Below are 22,637 nucleotides of genomic sequence, written 5' to 3'. Positions count from 1 at the left end.
GCGCTACCCTCTCGACTCGGACCCGAAGTACCTTACTACGGAATATATTATAGCCGCGAACCCCATGGAAGCCATAGCCCTCGTCAGCGATTCCGGGGAGGCCGAGACGAAGGCCGCATAGCCCACGGCTCCGGTGGCCACGGCCAGGATCACCCCGACGAGCCACTGCCCGAGCCTCTCGCCCGCGGAGACGAGCGCGGCCATTACCGCCCACAGCGCCGCCTGCAGCCACAGACCGGGGTACTGCAGCAGCAGAAACTCCGTGCGCCCCGCGAGCTGCGTCGCGCCAAGCCCCTGCGGAAGTTTCCCGAGGCTGATCCCTATGTAATCCAGCCTGCCCGCGCCCCTGGTCAGGCTGTAGCCCGCCAGCGTCGCCGCCCCGGCCGCCGCCGAAACCGCCGCGCCCAGCGGCCGCATCAAACCCCCGAGCAGCAACGGCAGCCCGGCGCCGAGCCCGACCGCAGCCAGCGGAATCGCCAGCACCGGCCCCAGAGGCAGCCTCCGCATGCTCCCCTGGACAAAGACTATCCATATCACCCCGATTGCCGGCACCAGCGCGGCGAAACCAAAGCCCGCCCCGCTCCGCGCAAGCGCGACCGCCAGGGCCACGATCACGCCGAGCGCCCCGAGCCTGGGTAGGAAATACCCGGCGAGCCCGAAGCCCGCGGCGACCACGAGGGCCCCGCCGCCGCTCAGGAGCGCCTCGCCGCCGAGGTACCCGAGCCACCCCGCCACGACGCCGTTTATCCCGCGTGATACATACTCCGCGTAGTGCTTGGGGACCTGCCAGTCCGGCCCGTAAGGCTCGTAACCCTCATAGGGCTCCAGCTCTCCCGTGTCGTAGTCCGTGAAGACATCCTCGCGCGCTTTGCGGAGGTTGCGGGGTTTGTGAGGTCTGCGGAACTTGCGGAGCAGCCCCCTCTTCCCGCTCTCCGGAGACATGAGAGGCCATCTCGTAAAACTTTGGCCGGTGAGCAGCCGCAGGGCCTCCTCGGCGCTCTGCGGACGGTGCGCCGGGTTCGGGGAGGTTGCGCGGTTCACGAACTCCTGGATATCCGGCGGCGGCTCGTCCGGCTGGTGGGCGAGCATGGACCGGGCGGTCGCCCCGACGGCGTAGATGTCCGAGAGCGCCGTGGGCTCGCCGCCCTCCACGAGCTCCGGGGCGATGTAGCCCGGGGTGCCGACCGCGTAGCCGATCTGGGTCAGGCGCGTGTCCCCGGCCCGGTAGGCGATGCCGAAGTCCGTGATCTTAACCCGCCCGTGGGCGTCCACCAGGGCGTTCTGGGGCTTTATGTCGCGGTGGATTATCCCCTTGCCGTGGGCGTAGTCGAGCGCCTCCAGGATCTGGGCCAGCGCGTCCACCACCTCTTCCGGGCTGTAGCTGCGGGCCGCCACGTCCAGCGGCAGCCCATCCACGAACTCCGTGATTATGCAGACCTCGTAGTCCGCGGCGATCACTTCCAGCGGCTCGACGATGTTGGGGTGCTTGAGGCCCTCCGCGATCTGGCCCTCCCGCAGCGCCCGCGAACGCTCCTTCATGCTGCCGACGGGTATGATCTTGATCGCGACGTCCTCGCCGCCCGGAGAGCCTCCGGGGAGCCCCAGCGAGCGGGCGAGCCACACGTTGGCGAAGCCGCCGCGCCCGATCATCTCCAGAAGCTCGTAACTGCCCTGGCCCTCGATGTATCGTGTCTCGGCCACGAATGGCATTTTATAGGCTTTTACGGGCGATCTCCGGCAAATGGTTACTTTGTTACCCGTTTGTTACCAGAGGTCTGCTGCCGAGGCCCGCCACGAGCTAGTTATCCCTCGGCCGGCTTGGTACAATCCGCGGGGCCACGGGCGAGTGGCGGAATTGGTAGACGCGCTAGGTTCAGGGTCTAGTGTCCGAGAGGACATGGGGGTTCGAGTCCCCCCTCGCCCACGACGCGGGGAGATTAACGGAAGATAGCGGGAGGATGCACGGTTGGTCACGGCGGTGGTCCTGATAACGACCGAGTCCGAGCGGGTCCAGGAGACCGCTCAGGCGATGCTGGAGGTCGAGGGTGTAACGGAGGTCTACTCTGTGACCGGGCCGCACGACCTGGTGGCGATGGTCCGGCTCACGGACTTCGAACGGCTGGCCGACGTGGTCCCCGAGAGGCTCGCCCAAGTCCCCGGCGTCTCCCGTACCGAGACGATGGTCGCCTTCCGCTGTTACTCCAACTACGACCTCGACCGGGTGTGGTCGCTCGGCTTCGAGGAGGAATAGCCGCGCCATAGAGACCCCTCGCCTCCGGCTGCGGCCCTGGCGGGAAGAGGACCTTGAGCCTTACGCCCGTATCTGCGCCGATCCCGAGGCCATGCGGTATCTGCTGGGCGGTAACGGCGGCCCACTGACTCGCGAGCAGAGCGCGGGGCAGATCGCGAGCTTCACGCGCCGGTGGGAGGAGTGGGGATTCGGGCCGTGGGCGGTTGAGCACAGGGCCACCGGCGGGCTTATCGGCAGGATCGGCCTGAACTACTACGAAGACTTTCCCGAGGGGAAGTACAAGACGGAGGTTGGGTGGCTGCTGGACCCTGCTTACTGGAGTCGGGGGCTCGCGACCGAGGGAGCGGCGGCGGCCTACCGTTACGGTTTCAGAGAGGTAGGACTAGAGCGGATAATCGGTATCGTAAAGCCGGAGAATCTGGCTTCCAGGCGGATCATGGAGAAGTCTGGGCTCTGTTTGCAGGGCGAGGTCCGCTTCAGGGGCCACGACATGGTGTGGTACGCCATAGATTATGAGGACTGGGAATATATGGAGGTCTAGCCGGGCTCTCCGGCCAGGGCGGGGCGCGTGCCCTCTATGAGGTAGGCGACCACGTCTAGGAGCTCCCCACTCCGCCCGTAGACCTGGCGCTGCAGCTGGCTGCCGGTGCCGCCTTCGACTATCTCCAGCACGTCTCCCAGCTCGTTCTCGCAGCCGAGGTCCTGGGAGACCGGGCGCAGCTCCTCGACCAGGTTCCGGGCCATCTCGCGGGCCGGGACGTTCTCCCGGCGCCTGTCGTCGAAGAAGCTGGCGTCGAGGCCGTGGCGGGAGGCACGCCACTTGTTCTCTTGGGCGAGCTCGCGGTCGTAAGGGACCAGGGGACCTTCTTCGGCGAGCGCCCGGGCGACCATGCACTGGGTAAGGGCGGTCAGGGCGCTGGCGGCGGTCAGGCTGGTCTGGGCGTCCAGTATCCGCAGCTCTATGGTCCCCATCTTCGGGTGGGGCCGGATGTCCCACCAGCAGAACGTGTAGTCGTCCATCGCCCCGGCCTCTACCATGAGGTCCACGTATCCTTCGAACTCCTCATAGGAGCCGAAGGCCGGCGGCAGCCCCGCCCGGGGGAAGGTCTCGAAGATCTTGACCCGCGAGGACTCGAAGCCCGTGTCCATCCCCTGCCAGAACGGCGAGTTTGCCGAGAGCGCCAGGAGTAGCGGGGCCTGCTCCGAGAGCCGGTTGTGGGCGAGTATGGCCTCCTCGGGACCGGGCACGGCGACGTGTACGTGCTGGCCGAAGATCACCTCCCGCTCTGCCACCCACCGCAGCGTCTCGATAACGTACTCGTAACGTTCCTGGGCCGTGATCTTCTGCTCCGCGTACCGGGAGAAGGGATGGGTGCCGACGGCGGCCAGTGAGGCCCCGCAGGCCGCCGTCCACGACCCCACCCGGTTCCTGAGGCTCCTGAGATGCCGCTCGGTCTCCGCGACCGTGGCGCAGGCCGGGGTCTTGGTCTCCAGCACCGACTGGAAGAGCTCGTAGGAGACGGCTTCCGAAAGCTCCCCGGGTAGCCGCGACATCACCTCTTCTATCCGGGGCACCAGCTCGCCGCTCGTGGCGTCCACGAGGCACAGCTCCTCCTCGACGCCCAGGCTGTAGCCCCGGCTCTCCCAGTCGCCCCTAAACTGTATCGGCACGGCACCCTCCCTCCCGGTTTACGCCCGGAAACATCAAGAATACTCCAAACTTCCAAGCGCCTGTATCCCCGGTGCAGGATCATCCCAATCTCCGGAAGAGCACCCCCGCGTCTGCACGCGGGGCGATACAGGGGACACTGGAGCGCCGCTCTCGTAAACCGTGCTACACATGCAGACCGGTATCTTACCCGTTGTTACACTTTAGAGCCAGAACAGGCCCCGGCGGCGTTGCAATTGGCTCTCCCAGGCTCTTACACTCGGGAGATTGTACCGGGACACACGAAAATCCGGCGCAAAAGAGAGGTTGCAGGCTCCCCTGGGCCACAACCTTGTAATACCTCGCAAGATGCCGGGTCGGCTTGTAAGATCGCCGTCGGGCGGCACGGAATGTAGTATGAATGCTAGAGGAATGTATGCTACATATGGTTAGCTGCTCGTCGCCTCCTGACTTCTGGACGGTCCTAGAAGACCCTTTCGGGGGCGGTTCAGGGCCTGATCTTAAAGAAATCTCAACAAAATCGTAAAATTTTCGTAATATCGGATTGCAAAGTCAGTGGCGTGCTGTTACTTTCTGCCCGTTGTTAATTGTTAGCCGCTTCTGGAGGGGGGCTTATGTCGAACGTAGTAGTAGGAGTGCGCGCCAAGAAGGCGTTGTATATGGTGGGTGCGCTGTTTATTGCGCTGGCCATCGCCGTTGTTTCTTCCGGTAAAGCCGAGGCCGCGCCGACCACCGCGAGTTGGTATGGTCCCGGTTTCGCCGGTAACCCGACCGCGAGTGGTGAGCCGTTCAACCCGGGCGCCCTGACCGCCGCCCACAAGTCTCTGCCGTTTGGCACGCAGGTCGAGGTCTGCTTCAACGGCTGCACGACCGTCACCATCAACGACCGTGGTCCGTACGCCAACGGTGCGGAGTATGATCTTTCCTCCGCCGCGGCGGATGCCATCGGCCTGAAGGCCGTCGGCGTTGGCACCGTGGACGCGACCGTCCTCGGCCAGGGTGGTGGGACCAGCGAGCCCGCACCGGAGCCGACGCCGGAGCCCGCTCCCGCACCGGAGCCGGCCCAGGAAGAGGCCGCGCCGCAGCAGGCCGCCGAGCCTCAGCAGGCCGCCCAGCCGCAGGCTTCCGACGTCCAGAACCTGAGCCAAGAGGTGGAGCAGAGCACCGAGGCCACCAACGTGAACGTCTTCGAGCAGAGCCCGGGCGTCTTCATCTCGAACGTCGTGGTCCCGGTTGGCCCCGAGGGCTACCAGGCCGCCTATCAGCAGGCCATGGAGATCGCCCAGCAGCGGGCAAACGCCGCGGCCGGCCTTATCTAGTAGATCCATCATGGCGAGGCCCGCATAAAGTGGGCCGCCCAGAAGAGCGCGGGGTCGGCACTACGCCGGGCTCGCGCTCTTTCGTGTCCCATCCGGGCACCGGGCCCGGCGCCTTCTCGCCCGCAGTGGACTAGTGGCGATCGAGCTTGCGGGCGATCTCTGAGAGATCCGTGCGGTAGCAGATGGAGCGCCCGTGGGGACAGGTAGCCGGGAGGCGGGTGGTGAGCCAGTCCTGGATGAGCCGCTGCATCTCCTCCTGTGAGAGCCGGTCGCCCATCTTGACGGCGGAGTGGCAGGCGATGGTGGCGAGGATGCGGTCCTCGCGGTGGCGTCCGGAGCCGGTGCCGGAGACGGCTGCGAGCGCGTCCTTGAAGGCGTGGGACACGTCGGCGTCGGCCAGGGTGGAGATTATCGCGGTAACGCGGTAAGAGCGGGGGCCGAATGGCTCGGCCTCGAAGCCGTAGACGGCCAGCTCTTCGAGGTGATCCACGGCCAGTTCCGCCTCGGCGGGCGAGAGCTCGACGACGTGTGGCATCAGGAGCCCCTGCATCGTCGCCGGGCCTGTCGAGTCTGGGTCCGCCGGGTCCGGGGCTTCCCGGCTGCCGGCGTCGTTCAGGCGGTCGAGCAGGACGCGTTCGTGGGCCACGTGCTGGTCCACGATCCACAGGGCCGCGGGCTCTTCGAGCAGGATGTAGCCTGCGGCGAGCTGGCCGATCACGCGCGACCCTTCGAGCGGCGGCAACGCGCCCCGCTCGGGCAGCCCGCCGGCGTGTCCGGCCTCCGGCTCTCGCGCCCCGGGCTCCGAAGAGCGTGAAAGCTCCGAAAGCGGGGTGGAGGCGTCCGAGATCCTCTCTCGGAAAGCCGCAAGGTCCCGCTGCGGGCGCTCTGCCGGCTGGGTCTGGGCGCCGTAATCTGCTCCGCGCTCCGCGACGCGGGGCGCTTTACCCTCCGGGGGCCCGATACGGTCCTGCTGGAAGCGGGGCTCGGGGTGGCTCGGCGTGGTGGCCGGCGCGGCCGGGTGCCACTCTATGGCGTCGCGGACGGCGGCGGCCACCGCGTCCCGGGCGGCACGCTCTTCGGAGAAGCGGACCACCTGCTTGGTGGGGTGGACGTTCACGTCCACCCGGCGGGGGTCCACCGTGACCTGGATCGCCACCGGCGGGTAGCGTCCGCCGGGCACCGTCGCCCGGTAGGCGTCGTCCAGGCCGCGCTGCAGGCTCTCGCCGCGCACCCAGCGGCCGTTCACCGCGACCGTCTGGGCCGAGCGGCTGCCCTCTGTTACGGAGGGCAGGGCCGCGTAGCCGGTCACCTCGAAGGCCCCGGACTCGTAGTGGACCTCGCGCATGGCCCGGGCCTTTGCGACGCCGTGGATCTGGGCCAGCCTCACGGGTAGCTCCCCGGCCTCCGGGAGGGATAGGTAGTCCCGGCCCTTCTCCGAAAGCCGGAACGCCACCTCCGGATGGGCGACGGCCAGGTGGGTAACGGCCTCTATGATGGCGGCTCGCTCGGCGCGGGTGCCCTTCAGGAACGCCCGGCGGGCCGGGACGTTGTAGAGCAGGCGGTCGGCGAGGACGGTGGTGCCCTTCGGGTGTGCCGCCCCCGTTACCTCCGCCGGTCCGCCGCCGTCCACGGTGACCTTCGTCGCGGTTCCCTCGCCCGTGGAGGTCGTGAGCCGGAAGGCCGAGACGCTGGCTATGGATGGCAGGGCCTCGCCGCGAAAGCCCAGCGTGGTAACGGCTTCGAGGTCTTCGAGATTCTGGATCTTGCTCGTGGCGTGGCGCAGCACGGAGGCGCGGGCATCCTCGGCGCTCATGCCGGAGCCGTCGTCGCGCACCAGGATGTGGGAGGTCCCGCCGTCGCCGAGCTCCACCTCTACCCGCGTGGCCCCGGCGTCCAGGGCGTTCTCGACGAGCTCCTTTACCACCGAGGCCGGACGGTCAACGACCTCGTCCGCCGCCACCTGCTGGGCAACGCGGGGGTCGAGGACCCGGACGTTCGTGGTTTGGCTCGCAGAGTCCGCCATATTCGCAGAGATTCTACACGCGGCCCGGCGCGTTCCACAGGGCGCATCCGCCCCGGCGCCCCTCTTTTACAGCGGCCCCCACGAGCCGCGAGAGTGGGTGTACAATGCCGGGCTATGCAGAGCGAGATACACGAGACCGCCGGGCCCGCATCGGGGCGCGCGGCATGAACAACGTAGATAACGTAGACAACGTGAACAACGCGGGCAACGGCGGCTCCTCCGGAGAGAATGCCGGAGATCCGGGGCCGGAGAGCGCGCTCCCGCTGGAAGAGGTCGGCCGGCTGGTCGAGCTCGTCCAGGAGAGCGGGGTGGGTGAGATCCGGGTCCGTCAGGGTGAGCTGGAGGTGACGGTTCGCGCCCGGGAGACCGCGATACCGGAGGGCGGCCCGCCCGCGCAGCCCGCCGCTCGGACTGCCGCCCCAGAGCCGGCCCCGGCGGAGACGGAGGAGGCCGCCGGGCAGGACGGGCTGCACGAGGTGCGCTCGCCGCTGGTGGGGACCTTCTACCGGGCCCCCGCCCCCGGTGAGGACGATTACGTGCAGGTCGGCGACAGGGTGCGCGAGGGACAGACCCTGTGCATCGTCGAGGCGATGAAGCTGATGAACGAGATCCCGGCCGACGTCTCCGGTGAGGTCGTGGAGGTGCTGGCCGAGAACACCGGAGGTGTGCAGTACGATCAGCCGCTCTTCGCGCTGCAGCCCGACTCCGAGTGAGGATCTGAGTGAGGGGCTGGAAGGTCCCGGGTGAGGGCGGAATCGGGCCGGTGAGACGCTAATGGCCGGGTCCCGCGAGGGCGGCATCAGCAAGGTGCTCGTCGCGAACAGGGGTGAGATCGCGCTGCGCGTCATCCGGGCCTGCCGCGAGCTCGGGATACCCTCCGTCGCCGTCTACTCCACCGCCGACGCCGACTCGCTGCACCGGCTGCTGGCCGACGAGGCCGTGTGTGTCGGGCCGGCGCTGGCGCGGGCTAGCTACCTGAACATACCGGCGATCATCTCCGCCGCGGAGCTCACCGGGGCGGACGCGATACACCCCGGCTACGGGTTTCTCTCGGAGAACGCCCGGTTCGCCGAGATCTGCGAGTCCTGCAACATAAAGTTTATCGGGCCTTCCTCGGAGACGATCTCGCGCATGGGGGACAAGGCGACCGCCCGCTCCGTGGCGAGCGCGGCCGGAGTGCCCATAACCCCCGGCTCCGAGGGCCTGTGTAACGACGCGGCCGAGATAAAGCGCGTCGGGGCGGAGGTCGGCTACCCGCTGGTCATAAAGGCCAGCGCCGGGGGCGGGGGCAAGGGGATGCGGGTCGTCTACCGCGAGGCCGAGGTCGCCGACGCCCACGCCGCGGCGAGCCGGGAGGCCGGGGCGAGCTTCGACGACGGGTCGGTGTACGTCGAGAAGTACCTCGAGAGCCTGCGCCACGTCGAGGTGCAGGTGCTCGCTGACTCCCACGGCAACTCCGCCGCCTTCCCCGAGCGCGACTGCTCCGTGCAGCGCCGCTACCAGAAGCTCGTCGAGGAGTCTCCCGCCCCCGGCCTGCCGGAGGAGGCGCGCAGCGGCATGATGGAGGCCAGCGCCCGGCTCGTGGACTCTTTGGGCTACGAGGGCGCGGGGACGGTGGAGTTCGTGTACTCGGGCGGCGAGTACTACTTCATAGAGATGAACACGCGCTTGCAGGTCGAGCATCCGGTCACGGAGATGGTTACGGGCGTGGATCTCGTGGCCGAGCAGATCCGGGTCGCCGCCGGTGAGAGGCTCTCGGAGAGGAGGAAGGTCGTCTCAGAGGGCCACGCCATGGAGTTCAGGATCAACGCCGAGGACCCCCGCAGAAACTTCCTGCCCCAGACCGGCCCCGTGGAGTTCTACAACCCGCCGGGCGGCCCCGGGGTGCGGGTGGACTCTCATCTGTATCCGGGCTACAAGGTCACGCCGCACTACGACTCGCTACTGGCGAAGCTCGTGGTCCACGCCGCGAGCCGGGAGGCGGCGGTAAAGCGCGGGGCGCGGGCCCTGGACGAGTTCGCCGTCGCCGGGCTGGAGACGACGCTGCCGCTGCACCTGGCTATCCTGGAGGATGCGGAGTTTCGGCGCGGCGGCGTGACCACGAGCTTTCTCTCCGACCGGGAGCTTACGAGCGAAAGAGGCCTTTTAAGGCTCTCCAAGCCCGGCTGAAGCGTTTGGTCGGGTGTCTTGGTTTGGCCCTGGGGGCGGGGGGAGCCGGGTCGGTGCCTATCCGGTCCATCCGCTTTACCCACAGCTCCCGCGTTAGCACCTGTATCGCCGCCACCAGCGGCACGGCCAAGAGCAGGCCGACGAAGCCGAACAGGGTGCCCATTATGAGAAGGCCGAAGACCACGACCGCCGGGTGGAGCTCGACCGCCTGACTCATCACTATGGGCTGTATCACGTTGGACTCCACGGCCTGTATCGCCAGGTAGGCGACGAGCACCCAGATCGCCTGCACCGGGCTCTCGCTCAGGGCCAGGAGTATCGCCGGTATGACGGCGATGGTCGGACCTATGAAAGGCACGAAGGCGACGAGCCCGCCGAAGACCCCCAGAAGAACCGCGAAGGGCACCCCGATAATGGAAAAAGCGATCGCGGAGAGCACCCCTATAAGCACCATCGTGGTCAACTGGCCCAGGAACCACCGCTGCACCGTGCCGTAGAGTTTGGTCAGGATCTCCCGCACCCGGGGCCGGCGCTCCGCCGGGAAGAACGAGACGAACCCGTTTACCAGCGGCGCGGGGCGTATAACGAGGTAGATAGTGCCTATGAGCGCCACCAGCGCCAGCGAGAGGCCGTTGGCTATGGAGCCGCCGATGTTCGCCACCACGTTGAACGTGTCGCCGGAGAGCGCGCCGGAGATCGTCTCCGAGAGGCGTTGCGGCTGTAGAAAACCCCCGAGGTCCACCCCGAAGAAGTTTTGCACCCGGTTTGCGAAGCCCTCGGCCTGGGACAGCAGCGCCGGAAAGTTCTGGACGAGCTCCCGGGCCTGCCGCTCCACTACCGGCGCGACGGCGACTCCGCCGAGCCAGAAAACGCCCGCCAGGACGCCGAGCACGACGAGGATGCCTAGACCGCGCGGCAGGCCCCGGTGGGCCAGGTAGTCTACCGGCCCGCTGATTATTATCGAGAACAGCATCGTCAGCAGCAGGACGAGGACTATGGTGCGGATCTCGTACACGAAGTACGAGAAAACCGCGAGCGCGAACGCCAGCGCTACGGCCAGGTACACGGTCCTGTTCTTCAAGCCTCTGGCCGGCTCCTGCACGGTCCCTCCCTGATGTCTCGGGTCCGAAGTGCGGTGGCAAGGGTATATTCTACCCAAGCCCGGTCCTCTGGAGCGGCACGGTAGGGGCGGAAGAGGTCCAGGACGCGGTGTCGCGCTATCCCGTGCTATCGTTTAGCCCTGTCCGGGCCCGGACCCGGAGGCGCAGAGCAGTACGGTAGAGCAGGACGTAGAGCAACCTTCCACAAAGAAGAAGGAGAGCACTTGGCCCGCGCGGGTGAGCGGTCATCGAGGAAGTCCAGGGCCTCTGGAGCAACGGGAGAGCCGGAGGGCGGCGAGTCCCGGGATAACCGGGGCGGAGACTGGGAGCCGCTGGCCTTCGGAGGCATGGCCCGCCTGCACGGGATAGACTTCTTCGGCCCGGGTTACATGAGCGTCGCCGACCGTCGCGGGAGCGAGATCGAGCTCCGCATAGACCACTCCCGCTCCGGGCCTCCGCGCTCCCCGCTGGTGCGGCGCGTCTCCCGGTGGCCTTTGGTGAGATCCGGCTTTTTCTGGGGCCGGCTGCTCCTGCAGCTGGTGGGCTCCGTGCGCGGGGTGATCGCGCTCCTGCTGACACTGCTCGTGCTGTGGCTCTTTACGCTCCTGCTGGAGTTCGGCGGGAGGGTCGGTGGGGACGGCCTTTTCGGGGACGCCCTCAACCTGTTCGCCACATTCCCCGTGCTGCCGCTGCTACTGCTGCTCTTCGCGGGCATGAAGTTCACCGCCATAGGCCGCTATCACGGCGCCGAGCACAAGGCGGTCGCCGCCTACGAGCGCGACGGCGAGGTGACCTTGCCGGGCGCGAAGCGCAGCGGCCGCATCCACCCCCGCTGCGGCACGAATATCCTGATCTACATAATCCTGGCCTCGCTGCTGGCCCCCGTGATTAGCTGGCCGCCGTACGCCGTGCTGCAGTTCGTCCTGATCTCCGAGGCCTGGTACGTCCTCGGTGACACCAGAGCCTCCATAGCCGCCGGAAACTTCCTGCAGCGTTACTTCACGACCTCCGAGCCCCGCCGGGCCGAGCTAGAGGTCGCGGTGGAGTCCCTCCAGAGGCTCGTAAAGGCCGAAGCCGGAGAGATGAACGGCGAGATCGGCAAGACCCTCCAGATCCCGGCCCGCTTCTAGCTACCCACGGTTTAGCTAGAAGCGGGCGACCCCGGAGTCCTTTCTATGCCTGATCCGTCGGCTTTATGAGGATCTCGTCCACGTTTACCCGGGCCGGCTGGGTGACGGCGTAGGCGATGGCGTTCGCGACGTCCTCGCTCTGTAGCGGGTCCATCCGGTTGACCATGCCCTCTATGGCGTCCTTCGCCTCGTCGTCGGAGATGTGCTCGGTTAGCTCGGTGGCGACCGCGCCGGGCTCTATTACCGTAACGCGCAGATGATCGTCCACGTTCTCCTTGCGCAGCCCGTCGCTTATGGCGTTGACGGCGAACTTGGTGCCGGAGTAGACGCCGCTGCTCGGGTTGGTGACCCTGCCCGCCACGCTGGAGATGTTCACGATGTGGCCACTCTGCTGGCGCTTCATCACCTCCAGGGCGGCGTCGGTGGCGTACAGGAGGCCGAGCACGTTCACGTCGAACATCTGACGCCACTCGTCCGAGAGGCTCTTGTCTATCCGGGAGAGCAGCATCACGCCCGCGTTGTTTACCAGGATGTCCACCCGGCCAAGCTCCCGCTCTACCTGCCGGATCAGGTCGTGCGCCTGCCCCTCGTCGGTGACGTCGCACTCCACCGTGAGCACCCGACCGCCGTTACCCTCGATGCGCTGCGACAGGCTCTCCAGCCGGTCCTTGCGGCGGGCCGCGACCGCCACGCTCGCTCCCTCGGCGGCGAGCGCCTCCGCCGTGGCCTCGCCGATGCCGCTCGACGCGCCCGTGATCACCGCTACCTTGCCGTCAAGCTTCGCCATAATAGGCTCTCCTCATTACTCTCTGTTACTTTTGGTTACTTTCCGCGACCCTCGTCGGAATCTTGCGGCCGGCTGAATATACCATCCTGTACCACCCTGCCGGCTTCGAGGGGTTCAGAAGACTCGGGAGACTCAGGAGGCTGCCATGGCCCCGCCGCTATGCGCTTCCGCTGTGCGCTTCCGCCGCTTCGAGCCGTAGATATGCGAGGGTCCAGTAGGCCGAGCCGAAGGTGCCCAGAGCGCCCGAGGCGACTATGAAGAGCGCGAGCAGCAGGAAGCCCGCGACCGCGCCGGTGACGACGGCGGCGGTGGTGAGCCCGGCGAACGCCAGGATCATCGTCGGCAAGAACAGCACGACGCCCACGATAATGGCCGCTATCAGCAGGGCTATGCCGAGGCCGAACGCGACCACGATCTGTATGAGCCACACCAGGAGGCTGCGGCCCAGGTTGCGCCGGAACACCCCGTACCCGCCGCCGATGCAGCCCGTTATGCCGTCTCCGGCGAGGAGGGTCCGGCGCAGGGCGAGCTGACCGATAATGACGAGCGGGATAAAGATGGCGACCAGCAGGATCATCACGACCAGCGAGACCAGCACCGTGACCACCACCCGCGCCGCCACCGACTGCGTGAGCAAGAAGACGAGGCCGATGCAAACCCCGGCCGGAACCCCGGCCGCCAGCAGGATGCCGAGACCGAGCAGAAAGAGCAGCACGACTAAGCCGAGCACCCGCCACATGCCGTTCACGCCCGAGCGCCACGTGGCGGCGAACCGGCTACCCCCGGAGACCTCGTCACGCTCGATGGCCGCCGCGCCCCGCACCAGCCCAGCGTGCGAGATCAGGGAGAGCGCGATAAACGCCAACACCAGCAATATAACCAGCAGCGCCAGCGCGGCCACCAGCGCCACGTTTACGCCCCCCGGGCCCGTCTGCAGCAGGAGCGCCGGGGAGACGAGGGCGGGAGTAGGGTCCAGGCTATCCAGACCGTCCGGCATGTTCTGCAAGTCGGAGAGGTTAGAGGGTACCTGGAAGACGAGGTTCGTCCCCGTGCCGCCCGCGAAAAAGCCGAAAAACCACAGATAGCGGTTACGCAGCGTCAGGCGGAGCGAGTCACCGATCAGGGCACCGTAGTCCATCGCCCCTACACTCTACTCCTGTTTCACCTTTCGAGCACCCAGGTGTCCTTCATCTTGCCGCCGCTGGAGATGTTCACTATGTACTTGCCGGGTGCCGCCACCCGCGAGAGCGAGCCCGGCACGACCTCCACAACCGACGGGTCCTCCGGGTCCGGGGCGAGCCCGAGCAGCCGGTAGTCCGCGTGGGAGTCGCGCAGCTCTGGGCCGGCCTTGTCCGAACCTTCCGAATCACCCGGCTCGCAGAGGACGTGGGTCGAGAAGTCTATTAGCTCCTGGGCGATGTACTCGACCGGGTTCTCCTCCACCTGGCGGCGGAACTTCTGTATCGTCTCCGGCGGCTCCGAGGGTCCTATAAGGACGTCCTTGCCGCCGTAGCCTCCGCGGCTCTTTATCACGAGCTCGTCGAAATGGTCCATGACGTACTCGCGGTCCGACTCCACGGCGAGCGAGTAGGTCCTGGCGTTCCCGATTATCGGTTCCTCGCCGAGGTAGCGCCGGATCATCTCGGGCACGAAGGGGTAGACGCCCTTGTCGTCTATTACCTCTGAGTTCGGGGCGAAGAGCACGTGGACCTTGCCTTCGAGGTGACTCTTCAGCAGGCGCGGCAGCTCGGAGTAGAGCCGGTCCTCGTCCACGCGCTCGTAGATCACGTCTATCCGTCGGCCCGTGGCGCGCTGCACGAGATACCCGGCCTCGTCGAAGTCGAGGTCCCCCGGCTCGGCCAGAATCGCGCCCATCTCGGCGGCGTAGATGTGGTGGTCGAGGTAGAACTGATCCTCCGGCCCGCCGGAAACCACCGCGAGCGTCGCCTCTTCCGGTCTACCTTGTGGGGCGGCGGCGCGCAGGGCGTCGCCGAGGCGGGCGAGCCAGCCGTCCAGCGAGCGCACCGGCAGCTTCTCGTAGGCCTCGGGGAAGAACACGTCCCGCGTCATCTGGCGGCGGCGGGTCATCGGGGCGAGCCCGACGGGCATCTTCGCGTTCTCCTCTATTACGAGGTACTCCAGGGGGCCGATGCCGCTTTCATCCCTCTCGCCCTCGACGGCGACTATGTCGAAGGAGATCTGACGCACCGGCACCGGCCCGAAGCGGTTCGGCGTCCCGGTGTCATAGAGGACACTGGTCTCGAGTACCTCCCGTGGCACTATCTCCTCGGTCCCGGCCTCCAGCCGCCGCAGAAACTCGTTTATGGCGCGCAGTCGCTGGGCGGCGCCCTTTTCGAGCCTCTCCCAGTCCTCGGCCGGGATGATGCGCGGAACCCAGTCCGTAGGGTGGGTCATGTCGCCGTCGGCGAGGCCGAAGGCGTGCTGCTCATCCAGGAGCCGGCGGTGGGCGAGGTCCAGGCGCTCGCGCCATTTCCCGGGGCCCAGACCCCCGAGCTCCGCGAGCACCTCGCGGTACACCGGGCGCGGGTTATTATCTGGGAGAAAGACCTCGTTGGTGGCCGACAGTGAGCGTTCGAACCTCGGATAACCAGTGGAACTCATAGGACCGGGATTATACAGAGCCGTTACGGATAGCAACGGATAGCAACGGGTAGAGCGGTAGATAGACGAGCTTTACCCGAGGACCCCTACACGACCGTCACACCGCGCAAACGACGTAAACTACGCAAGGACCACCATCTTCGATAGGAGCCTAGAGTGGGCGAGAAACGAGACTCGGAGCAGGAAAACCAGAAAGAGCGCAGGGACCGGGATGCGGCACCGACGGGCTCCGAGGGCGGCGGGCAGCAGTTCAGGCTCTTGCTGGGCAGGGTATCGGCGTCTATAGGGCTTCTGGTCGTGGTGGCGGGGATAATCTCAGTGTTCGTGGGACAGGACGCATCGGTCGCGAGCATCTCCCCCGGGGTGATCGGGATCGCGCTCGGCGCGGTCGGCTACTTCATGGGCGCCCGGAGGCTTGGCCTCGTGGTCGCGGTCCTCGGCCTGCTGGCCGCGTTCCTGAGCCTGGCGGCCACGCAGGGGATCGTGCCCGGAGCGCCCGAGGGCAAGCAGAACCTCTTCGAGGGCCCCCCGGGCGACCAGCAACCCTAATAGAGAACAAACCTAATAAAACCAGCAAAACCTTGATAACCCTGACGAAAGACGGGGACGTCCGGGATAATCTCCCATAGAGAGCGTCCGCCGCTACGGTTATACTGGGGTGCTATGGAGCGGGTTCGGCTCACACCCCCGGATGAACGTCGTGCGCGGGGCGAGAAGGCGCGGCTGTACATACGCTGGATGCCGCGGCTGGGGGCGGAGGCCGTGGCGCTGTACGAGCTCCTGCGCGCCCTGCCCGACGCCGGTATAGAGTCGGTCGAGACGGTGGAGATGGCGGAGCTTTTACGCACCACGCCCGAGAGAGCCGGGGACGCTCTCCAGACGCTGCTCGACAACGGCTTTGCGACCGGGCACGAGGGTTGGATCGAGGTACACCCCCTGCCGCCCGGCTCCGGGAGCCCGCGGAGAGCGACCGATGGACCCCGGCAAGCCGAGGAGACGCCGGAGGCAGAGCAGCTAGAACAGCTAGAAGAGCCGAGAGAATCGCAGGAACCACAGGAACTAAGGGAACGGGAGGCACCCGAGGAGTCGGGTGCAGTCGAGGCCGCGCCGGGAGCCAGGGAGATCGAGATCGTCAGGGCCGAGCCCGAGGGAGTCTCCGCCGACGACTACTTCCGTTACATGGGCAGCCTGCCCGCGCCACACATACTGGAGTTCCTAAACGGCTACTGTGGCCGCGACGGCGTCGAGCCCGACGTGGTGCGGGAGGCGCTCAGGATCGCCTCCGAGCGCGACGCCCGCAAAATGGGCTACGTCCGATCCATCCTGGAGCGGTGGGTCGAGCGTGGCGTCAAGACCGTCGCGGACGTGGAGCTCTTCGAGCAGGACCGCAAGCTCCGCCTCGTCGCCGAGGGTGGTTCTGGGGGCTCTGGGGGCTCTGGAGGCTACGATACTCCGCAGAGAGGAAGGGAGGTGAGCGATGGAACGGATAGACAGCCTGCTGCCGGATTCAAGGAAGGGTACGAGTGGTTCTTCGGGGAGTAGTCAGGATAGCTACGGCGGCCGTGGCAAGTCCGGCCCCGTTCTCCGACTCGACGATCAGGTCTGCCCGCACTGCGGCCGGGAGCTAGAGGCCCAGTGGGTGGAGTTTCCCCCGGCGCTGCAGCGCAAGTTCGGCAAGACCGGCGAGTGGGACTACCAGCCCTGCACCCCCGAGTGCGAGAAGAAGAACGAGCAGCGCGAGTGGGAGAAGATGCGCCGCGAGGCCAAGATCGAGAGCCTCCAGGACCGTAGCGGCCTCTCAAAGAGGATGCGCGGCTACTCTTTAAGTAACTTCAAGCCCTTCACCAGCCACAGCGCCACCAAGGCCGTCGAGAAGGTCGAGGAGTACCTGAACAACTGGGAAGAGAACCGCGAGAACGGGAACGGCCTGTACTTCGGCGGCGGCGTGGGGACCGGCAAGACCCACCTGGCTGTCGCGGTGATGAACGACCTGATCCGGCGCGAGCGTGTCCCGGCGCTTTTCGTGACCGTCCCCGAGCTTCTGGACAACCTGCGCGGGGCCTATAACGACCCGGCCAAGAACCTGGACGAGTGGATGGAGGCGGTCAAGAACGCCGACCTCCTCATACTGGACGACCTCGGATCGGAGAAAGCGACCCACTGGGTGCAGGAGCGGCTGTTCGTCATCATCAACCACCGCTACCGGGAGACGCTGCCGACGCTCATAACCTCTAACACCCGGCCAAAGGATCTGCCGTCCCAGCTCGGCGAACGCACGGCCTCGCGCATCTTCTCGATGTGTACCGGCGTCGAGCTCGAAGGTGACGATTACCGCAAGACCTCCCGGGAGACGCAGGCCCGGGACGCCGGACGCGGCTCCGGAACGAGATAGAGCAGAGATACAGCAGAGATACAGAAGAGATGGGGATTTAGATGCGCGAAGAGTTCATGATGACCCGGCAGGGCAAGCAGTACGTCCTGTTCGCCGGCCTGCTGGACGAGGCCCACAGCCGCGGCCTCGTCGGCATAGACACGGAGTTGATCCAGGTCCCCGAAGAGACCAATGGCCAGGTCGCGGTGGTCAAGGCCACGGTGCAGATAGAGGAGTCCGAGAGCGGAAAGGGCTCCGGCGAGCCTTCGAGCCTCCGCACCTTCTCCGGCATCGGCGACGCCAGCCCGCAGAACGTCTCGCGCAACATCGTGCCGCACCTCATCCGCATGGCCGAGACCCGCGCCAAGGCCCGCGCCCTGCGCGACGCGGTAAACGTCGGCGCGACCGCCCTCGAAGAGCTCTCAGACGGCGACGACGCCCCCGCCCAGAGCCATCAGAATAACCAGAATCCCAGGAGTCCCAAAAACGCTGGAGCCCAGAAGGAAGCGTCCAACCAGGCACCAAACCTGCGAGAGGCGAAAGGCGCGGAGACGAGGGGCGCCAACACAAAGGGTACCGGGGAGGGCGGAGCCCCTGACGCCTCTGACGCCGGAACCTCCGGGCAGAGCCCCGAGAAGCCGGGGCCGAGGCCCGTCGAAGATGGCGGCGACCAGAGCAGTGGGCAGACCCGGGAGCGCGGCGGCACGAAGGCTCCTAAGAGCCAGATCGACCTCATCAGGACCCTCGCAGAGGAGTGGCGGGGCGAGAAGGGTGTGGAGCGTCTGGAGAGCAGGATAGGCAAGCCACTCTCCGAGCTCACCCGCGACGAGGCCGAGCAGTGGATAGACCGCCTCACCCCCAAGGAAGAGGCGGACGGCCGGTAGGACGCTCGGTAGAAGACCTTGCGTCCCGCGTCTCCCGGGCCGCTGGGATGACGGCGAGCCCGTGAGCAACGGCGCGTACGCCCGCCGCGGGCATCTGGCCCGCGTAGTTGCAGCCGTTATCCTCATGGTGACGCTCCTGGGGTTGCCGTCGGGATGCGGCGCCCTTGCCGTAGGTCCGGCCACCGCCGAGCCGCCGCCGTCCGGGGCCCTGGTACTCAGCTTCATAGACGTCGGGCAGGGTGGATCCACGCTGGTCCAGAGCGGTGGTGAGAGCTTTCTGATCGACGCCGGACGTCCGGAGGAGGGGCCGGAGGTGGTCGACTTCCTGCGTAGCCGCGGGGTGGAAGAGCTCGACGGCCTCGTGGTGACCCACCCGGACGCCGATCACATCGGTGGCGTGCCCGAGGTGCTCGGCGCGATGCCGGTACAAGAGGTCTACGTCTCCGACAGATCCCCGGGCGGTTCCCTGGAGGCCGCATTCCTCGAGGCCGTCGAGGAGGAAGAGGCGGAACTCACCGAGGTCGGCGCGGGGGACGAGCTCGTCTGGGGAGCCTCCGAGATAACGGTGCTCTCGCCGCCCGAGGGCGGGTTCTCCGAGGACAACGATAACTCCGTCGCCACACTAATAGAGCACGGCCCGGACCCGGAGACGGGCAGGGTCCTGCTGACCGGGGACGCAGAGGCCAGGGCCGAGGAGTACATGAGTCAGGGCCCGGAAACCGGACCGCTCGCCGTCTTGAAGGTGGGCCACCACGGCTCCAGCACCAGCACCACCCCGCTGTTCCTGAGCCGCTTCCGGCCCCAGGTAGCAGTCATCTCCGTGGGGGAGGATAACGGCTACGGCCACCCCACCCCCCAGACCCTGCGCCGGCTGCGGACGGTCGGATCCGAGGTTTTCCGCACGGACGAGCAGGGCGACGTGATAGTCACCCTGCACGAGGGTGAGCTCGAGGTCGCCGTCTCCGGGGATGGTTGATCCGTACCATCCACGGCCGGGGTCCTTGACCCTTGTGAGTCACCGTCGTTTCTGTAGACTGACAATACTAAGCTCGGAAACACTCGGACGCGGGAGGAGCGGCATGGTCAGCTTTAACAGGGTGGTACTCGCGGGCAACCTAACCAGGGACCCGGAGCTCCGGTTCACCAACAACGGCGTGCCGGTCTGCGGCTTCGGCATAGCGGTAAACCGGGTACGCTCCAAGAACGAAGAGGTCGACTTCTTCGACATCAGCGCCTGGCGCGAGCTCGGCGAGACCATTGCCAACTACAAGAAAAAAGGCGACCCCATCCTGATAGAAGGCCGTCTCCAGTTCCGCTCCTGGGAGGCCCAGGACGGATCCAAGCGCAACAAGGTAGACGTGGTAGCCGACAACATCCAGTTCCTGGGCCGCTCCGACGGCAGCGGAGACGGCTCCGGCGGGGGTCAGGGCGGCCAGCAGAGCCAGTCCCAGGGCTCCCGGGATAACGTGGAGTTCAACGAGCAGGACTTCGACGACATACCTTTCTAGCCCTGACTCACACAAGGAGGCCCGGACCACGGCAAAAGGGCACCCGCCGGACAAGGTGTGCCCCGTGTGCGGCCGCCCCTTCTCCTGGCGCAGGAAATGGGCCGGAGACTGGGAGACGGTCGTGTACTGCAGTGACCGTTGCCGCCGCGAAGCCCGCCGTATCCGCCGCTCTGGAGAGCGAGCCCGGTAATCTCGGAGAGGCTGCGCGCCGGCTGGTGCAGGAGGAGCTCGGGCGTCCGATGAACGAGATGCGCGCCGTGATGCTCTCCCGAAGAGAGGCGGGCCACGTCGCGCTCGCCGAGGGAAGCTGTTGCTCGCTCTCCGGTTCGGCACACGAGACCGTTGCCGGAGCCGTGGGCTCTGGCGAGTCCCGGGATGGAGACCCGGAGGCCATGACCAGGACCTTTCTCGGGCCGATCTCCGGCCTGCTCGACGCGCGGGCAGTGGCCGCCACAGGCTCCGGCAGGGGCGGCGTCCGGATGGCCCCCGAGATGGTCGGAGTCTTCCTGAAAAGGGCTCTGGCCCGAAAAACGAGCCGCGTGCGCGGCGGGGGAGCCTAGGGTGGCGCGACGAGGCCCGGGAGACGGGCAAACCTCCGACGTGGTGCGGCAGGCGGCGAACGTGGCCGGCGCTCTGTTCCAGATCGTGGCTGCGGCCATCGCCGGGCCCGCCGTGGGCCGGGTCGCGGACGATTACGCAACCTACGCGACGCCGGCGGGCTACGCGTTCGCGATCTGGTCCCCGATCTTCGCGCTTTCACTACTCTACGCCGTGTACGCGGCGTTCCCCGCGAGACGGGAGGACCCGCTGCTGCGGCGCATCGGGTGGTTTACCGCCGCCGCGTTCTTGTTGAACGGGCTGTGGGAGATCCTGTTTCCCGCGCGGCTGCTCGTTGCCGCGCAGGTGGTGCTCTTGGGAGTTTTCCTGACCTCCGGGGCGGCGTATCTGATCGTGCAGCGCCAGATCTCGGACACCCGCGCAAACGTCGCGCCCTCCGGCGCTCTTCTCGTGGCGCCAACCGTAGGACTTCTCTTCGGGTGGGTAACCGCTGCCGCGCTCGTGGGGTTCGCCTCGACGCTCGCCGGGCTTGGCGTGCTGGACGGCGGCCTCTTCGAGGCGGCCCTCGGCAGCCTGCTGCTCTTTCTGGGCGGGCTGGTGGCATCCGGGGTATTGCTAACGGGCGGTATCGGGCCGAGGCTCGGGTACCTGGCCTACGCGGCCGCGTTTCTGTGGGCGCTCGTCGCCGTGATGGTGGGACGGTACGGAGACTCTGTCCTCACCACCGGGGCCGCGGCGGTAACGGCGGTCTGTGTGATCCTGGTTCTCATCAGCGTGACGCGCGAGACCCGGAGGAAAACCCGCAGGCCCGGGACCGTCCGGTAAGCGCGGGACCGGGATATCCGAGACCAGAAGCCCGGAGACGGCTCCGCCACGGAGTAGCGGGAGGGGCGGTCGGTGCCGCTATCCCGGCCGAGGGGACTCGTTCGCCGCCTCGGACGAGAAGTGTTGTGGCCTGCGTTGCTCTCTCGGTGGCTCCTGGTAAGACCTACGGTTGCCCCGGGCCGAACGATGCGGGCAAGACCGCAACCGTCAAGATGCCCGTGACCCTACTCGCCTCGAGCGCCAAGCGAGCCGAGGCCACCGGGTACGACATCTCCCGCGAGCCCGGCGAAATGCGGTCCCGCATCCGGCGCTCTTAGGGCCGGGTAGAATGGGCTAACCAGACTTCTCTGTGTTAAATACCCTCGCCATAGAGTTGGGCCACGGCCAGCGGGAACCAGGGGGTGAATGTGCCCGGGTTCTCGGCGAGGTACCTGGATAGCTCCTCTCGGGAGATCCACGCCCAGTCCGAGACCTCTGCCGGATCCGGGTCGGGTACGCCTACGCGGTCGTCGTAGAGACCACGTAGGACGTGGTCGTACTCGCGCTCGGTCAGGCCGCTCTCCGGGTCCGAGGCTTCGTACACGAAGCTCGTTACCGGCGTGAGTTCGAGGCTCAGGCCCATCTCCTCGAACAGCCTGCGGCCCGCTGCGGCCTCGACCGTCTCTCCGGGCCTCGGGTGCCCGCAGCAGGTGTTGGTCCACAGCCCGCCGAAGTGATACTTGCCCTCCGCCCGCCGCTGAAGTAGCAGCCTGCCCCCGGCGTCGAACACGAAGACCGAGAAGGCCCGGTGGAGGCTGCCGCCGGCCTCGTGCGCGGCGAGCTTCCCGGCGGGGCCCAGCTCACGGTCTCCCTCATCCACCAGCACCACCTCTTCGGCCCGTCCGGCCCGTCTAGGGTTACTGGTTATCATGTGACTCACCTCCGTGCTCCGCCCGGCTCTTCTCGGCTCTTCTCGGCTCTTGTATTACTACGTCTGTTACTACTCTATATAAGTAGATTCTGTCAGGCCTGGAGCCTCTTTCCTGTAATAAGAGACAATTAGGGGCCCGTAGCCGGAGAGCCGGAACCAGGGAGCCGGGATCAGAGCCCGAGCAGGAGCGCGAGCCCGATCAGGGCCGCCGCCGCTATCAGGTAGTAGGCGAAAGGTTTCAGGCTGTAGCGCGCGAAGAAGGCCAGCAGGAGCTTGATCGAGAGGTACGCCGTCACCGCCGAGGAGACGAGCCCCGTCAGGTACGCCCCGGCGGCCCCTTCCGGCAGGCCCGCGCCCGCCACCCCCGGCAACTCCGAGAGGATCGCCCCGGCGGTTATCGGGATGCTCAGGAGAAACGAGAACCGCGCCGCCTCCGTGCGCCGGAGGCCCGCGAAGAGGCCGAAGGCTATCGTCGCCCCGGAGCGGGAGACGCCGTACAGCAGCGAGATCG

25 protein-coding genes and 1 tRNA gene are annotated in these 22,637 nt (G+C 67.0%); 17 read left to right on the top strand and 9 right to left on the bottom strand.

All coding sequences use genetic code 11. The features are described from left to right. Positions 1–3: 3 nt before the first annotated feature. The gene (locus ABD53_RS16080; protein WP_160309689.1) at positions 4–1,701 is read right to left on the bottom strand and encodes a serine/threonine-protein kinase; all 1,698 of its coding nucleotides are present in this window, start codon (positions 1,699–1,701) and stop codon (positions 4–6) included. Between the two features lie 139 nt (positions 1,702–1,840). On the opposite strand from ABD53_RS16080, the gene ABD53_RS12165 reads away from it, so the two are divergent. From ABD53_RS12165 to ABD53_RS12155, 3 genes are all read left to right on the top strand, one after another. After that, positions 1,841–1,924: transfer RNA gene (locus tag ABD53_RS12165), tRNA-Leu, on the top strand. Positions 1,925–1,966: 42 nt separating this feature from the next. Further along, positions 1,967–2,251: an Lrp/AsnC family transcriptional regulator gene (locus ABD53_RS12160; RefSeq protein WP_047866079.1), complete on the top strand. Its 285-nt coding sequence runs from the start codon at positions 1,967–1,969 to the stop codon at positions 2,249–2,251. A gap of 7 nt (positions 2,252–2,258) precedes the next feature. Then, a complete protein-coding gene (locus ABD53_RS12155; RefSeq protein WP_047866078.1) occupies positions 2,259–2,792 on the top strand; it encodes a GNAT family N-acetyltransferase in 534 nt (177 codons plus the stop codon). Here the strand turns inward: ABD53_RS12155 and ABD53_RS12150 are convergent. Then, complete coding sequence (locus ABD53_RS12150; protein ID WP_053058020.1) at positions 2,789–3,922, bottom strand: glutamate--cysteine ligase; 1,134 nt, start codon at positions 3,920–3,922, stop codon at positions 2,789–2,791. The two genes, ABD53_RS12155 and ABD53_RS12150, sit on opposite strands and share 4 nt — an antisense overlap. A gap of 612 nt (positions 3,923–4,534) precedes the next feature. Here ABD53_RS12150 and ABD53_RS17030 point away from each other — a divergent pair. Further along, entirely contained in the window at positions 4,535–5,239 is a 705-nt protein-coding gene (locus ABD53_RS17030; protein WP_152670761.1) for a septal ring lytic transglycosylase RlpA family protein, read from the top strand. 130 nt (positions 5,240–5,369) lie between these two features. Here ABD53_RS17030 and mutL read toward each other — a convergent pair whose 3' ends face one another. Further along, positions 5,370–7,262: a DNA mismatch repair endonuclease MutL gene (gene mutL / locus ABD53_RS12140; RefSeq protein WP_047866077.1), complete on the bottom strand. Its 1,893-nt coding sequence runs from the start codon at positions 7,260–7,262 to the stop codon at positions 5,370–5,372. Positions 7,263–7,366: 104 nt separating this feature from the next. Between mutL and accB the strand changes: the two genes are divergently transcribed. Next, on the top strand, positions 7,367–7,975 hold the full coding sequence (gene accB, locus ABD53_RS12135) for an acetyl-CoA carboxylase biotin carboxyl carrier protein (protein WP_200900377.1): 609 nt from the start codon (positions 7,367–7,369) through the stop codon (positions 7,973–7,975). A gap of 61 nt (positions 7,976–8,036) precedes the next feature. Beyond that, positions 8,037–9,431 (top strand): acetyl-CoA carboxylase biotin carboxylase subunit, encoded by a 1,395-nt coding sequence (gene accC / locus ABD53_RS12130; protein WP_047866076.1) that lies wholly within the window; start codon positions 8,037–8,039, stop codon positions 9,429–9,431. On the opposite strand, the gene ABD53_RS16075 is transcribed toward accC, so the two are convergent. Next, positions 9,388–10,512: an AI-2E family transporter gene (locus tag ABD53_RS16075; RefSeq protein ID WP_053058019.1), complete on the bottom strand. Its 1,125-nt coding sequence runs from the start codon at positions 10,510–10,512 to the stop codon at positions 9,388–9,390. The genes accC and ABD53_RS16075 overlap by 44 nt on opposite strands. Before the next feature lie 243 nt (positions 10,513–10,755). On the opposite strand from ABD53_RS16075, the gene ABD53_RS12120 reads away from it, so the two are divergent. Continuing rightward, the gene (locus ABD53_RS12120; protein ID WP_047866075.1) at positions 10,756–11,661 is read left to right on the top strand and encodes a DUF1385 domain-containing protein; all 906 of its coding nucleotides are present in this window, start codon (positions 10,756–10,758) and stop codon (positions 11,659–11,661) included. A 43-nt stretch (positions 11,662–11,704) separates the two neighbouring features. Here the strand turns inward: ABD53_RS12120 and ABD53_RS12115 are convergent, their stop codons facing one another. The 3 genes from ABD53_RS12115 to ABD53_RS12105 all read right to left on the bottom strand — a co-directional run bounded on the left by ABD53_RS12115 (position 11,705) and on the right by ABD53_RS12105 (position 15,070). After that, a complete protein-coding gene (locus tag ABD53_RS12115; protein WP_047866074.1) occupies positions 11,705–12,448 on the bottom strand; it encodes an SDR family NAD(P)-dependent oxidoreductase in 744 nt (247 codons plus the stop codon). Positions 12,449–12,605: 157 nt separating this feature from the next. Continuing rightward, entirely contained in the window at positions 12,606–13,586 is a 981-nt protein-coding gene (locus ABD53_RS12110; RefSeq protein ID WP_047866073.1) for a hypothetical protein, read from the bottom strand. Positions 13,587–13,609: 23 nt separating this feature from the next. Next, positions 13,610–15,070: a circularly permuted type 2 ATP-grasp protein gene (locus tag ABD53_RS12105; protein WP_084709618.1), complete on the bottom strand. Its 1,461-nt coding sequence runs from the start codon at positions 15,068–15,070 to the stop codon at positions 13,610–13,612. Positions 15,071–15,226: 156 nt separating this feature from the next. Here ABD53_RS12105 and ABD53_RS12100 point away from each other — a divergent pair, with 156 nt between their 5' ends. The 10 genes from ABD53_RS12100 to ABD53_RS17025 all read left to right on the top strand — a co-directional run bounded on the left by ABD53_RS12100 (position 15,227) and on the right by ABD53_RS17025 (position 21,533). Then, positions 15,227–15,619 carry a hypothetical protein gene (locus ABD53_RS12100; protein ID WP_047866071.1) on the top strand — a complete coding sequence of 131 codons (393 nt, stop codon included), beginning with the start codon at positions 15,227–15,229 and terminating at the stop codon, positions 15,617–15,619. A 114-nt stretch (positions 15,620–15,733) separates the two neighbouring features. After that, positions 15,734–16,612, top strand: coding sequence for a DnaD domain-containing protein (locus tag ABD53_RS12095; protein WP_047866070.1), 879 nt, complete (start codon positions 15,734–15,736; stop codon positions 16,610–16,612). Then, a complete protein-coding gene (locus ABD53_RS12090) occupies positions 16,548–17,462 on the top strand; it encodes an ATP-binding protein (protein WP_084709617.1) in 915 nt (304 codons plus the stop codon). The genes ABD53_RS12095 and ABD53_RS12090 overlap by 65 nt, the downstream gene beginning before the upstream one ends. Positions 17,463–17,503: 41 nt before the next feature. Beyond that, positions 17,504–18,325 carry a hypothetical protein gene (locus ABD53_RS17740; RefSeq protein WP_053058017.1) on the top strand — a complete coding sequence of 274 codons (822 nt, stop codon included), beginning with the start codon at positions 17,504–17,506 and terminating at the stop codon, positions 18,323–18,325. A 61-nt stretch (positions 18,326–18,386) separates the two neighbouring features. Continuing rightward, on the top strand, positions 18,387–19,301 hold the full coding sequence (locus tag ABD53_RS12080) for a ComEC/Rec2 family competence protein (RefSeq protein WP_053058016.1): 915 nt from the start codon (positions 18,387–18,389) through the stop codon (positions 19,299–19,301). Positions 19,302–19,404: 103 nt separating this feature from the next. Beyond that, a complete protein-coding gene (locus ABD53_RS12075) occupies positions 19,405–19,833 on the top strand; it encodes a single-stranded DNA-binding protein (RefSeq protein WP_047866069.1) in 429 nt (142 codons plus the stop codon). Between the two features lie 55 nt (positions 19,834–19,888). Continuing rightward, entirely contained in the window at positions 19,889–20,023 is a 135-nt protein-coding gene (locus ABD53_RS18025; RefSeq protein ID WP_407690113.1) for a DUF2256 domain-containing protein, read from the top strand. Then, positions 19,965–20,393 carry a hypothetical protein gene (locus ABD53_RS12070; RefSeq protein WP_047866068.1) on the top strand — a complete coding sequence of 143 codons (429 nt, stop codon included), beginning with the start codon at positions 19,965–19,967 and terminating at the stop codon, positions 20,391–20,393. Before ABD53_RS18025 ends, ABD53_RS12070 begins: the two co-directional genes overlap by 59 nt. Position 20,394: 1 nt before the next feature. Next, a complete protein-coding gene (locus tag ABD53_RS12065) occupies positions 20,395–21,216 on the top strand; it encodes a hypothetical protein (RefSeq protein ID WP_047866067.1) in 822 nt (273 codons plus the stop codon). Between the two features lie 125 nt (positions 21,217–21,341). Beyond that, positions 21,342–21,533, top strand: coding sequence for a P-loop NTPase family protein (locus ABD53_RS17025; protein WP_152670759.1), 192 nt, complete (start codon positions 21,342–21,344; stop codon positions 21,531–21,533). Between the two features lie 35 nt (positions 21,534–21,568). Here the strand turns inward: ABD53_RS17025 and idi are convergent, their stop codons facing one another. Further along, on the bottom strand, positions 21,569–22,126 hold the full coding sequence (gene idi, locus ABD53_RS12060; RefSeq protein ID WP_047866066.1) for an isopentenyl-diphosphate Delta-isomerase: 558 nt from the start codon (positions 22,124–22,126) through the stop codon (positions 21,569–21,571). Between the two features lie 170 nt (positions 22,127–22,296). Then, the coding region (locus ABD53_RS12055) for an undecaprenyl-diphosphate phosphatase (RefSeq protein ID WP_047866065.1) at positions 22,297–22,637 on the bottom strand (341 nt) is incomplete at its 5' end.

Source organism: Rubrobacter aplysinae, from assembly GCF_001029505.1.
In the GTDB taxonomy this organism is placed as follows: Bacteria; Actinomycetota; Rubrobacteria; order Rubrobacterales; family Rubrobacteraceae; genus Rubrobacter_A; species Rubrobacter_A aplysinae.
Note: the sequence above shows the minus strand (reverse complement) of the source record. Positions and strands in the feature narration are given on the sequence as shown.

Excerpts from the sequence above, each read along its gene's own strand:
- accB (WP_200900377.1), top strand. The coding sequence starts at position 7,367 with ATGCCGGGCTATGCAGAGCGAGATACACGAGACCGCCGGGCCCGCATC.
- ABD53_RS12110 (WP_047866073.1), bottom strand. The coding sequence starts at position 13,586 with ATGGACTACGGTGCCCTGATCGGTGACTCGCTCCGCCTGACGCTGCGT.
- ABD53_RS12115 (WP_047866074.1), bottom strand. The coding sequence starts at position 12,448 with ATGGCGAAGCTTGACGGCAAGGTAGCGGTGATCACGGGCGCGTCGAGC.
- ABD53_RS17030 (WP_152670761.1), top strand. The coding sequence starts at position 4,535 with ATGTCGAACGTAGTAGTAGGAGTGCGCGCCAAGAAGGCGTTGTATATG.
- ABD53_RS17740 (WP_053058017.1), top strand. The coding sequence starts at position 17,504 with ATGCGCGAAGAGTTCATGATGACCCGGCAGGGCAAGCAGTACGTCCTG.
- ABD53_RS12105 (WP_084709618.1), bottom strand. The coding sequence starts at position 15,070 with ATGAGTTCCACTGGTTATCCGAGGTTCGAACGCTCACTGTCGGCCACC.
- accC (WP_047866076.1), top strand. The coding sequence starts at position 8,037 with ATGGCCGGGTCCCGCGAGGGCGGCATCAGCAAGGTGCTCGTCGCGAAC.
- ABD53_RS12095 (WP_047866070.1), top strand. The coding sequence starts at position 15,734 with ATGGAGCGGGTTCGGCTCACACCCCCGGATGAACGTCGTGCGCGGGGC.
- mutL (WP_047866077.1), bottom strand. The coding sequence starts at position 7,262 with ATGGCGGACTCTGCGAGCCAAACCACGAACGTCCGGGTCCTCGACCCC.
- idi (WP_047866066.1), bottom strand. The coding sequence starts at position 22,126 with ATGATAACCAGTAACCCTAGACGGGCCGGACGGGCCGAAGAGGTGGTG.
- ABD53_RS12075 (WP_047866069.1), top strand. The coding sequence starts at position 19,405 with ATGGTCAGCTTTAACAGGGTGGTACTCGCGGGCAACCTAACCAGGGAC.
- ABD53_RS12090 (WP_084709617.1), top strand. The coding sequence starts at position 16,548 with ATGGAACGGATAGACAGCCTGCTGCCGGATTCAAGGAAGGGTACGAGT.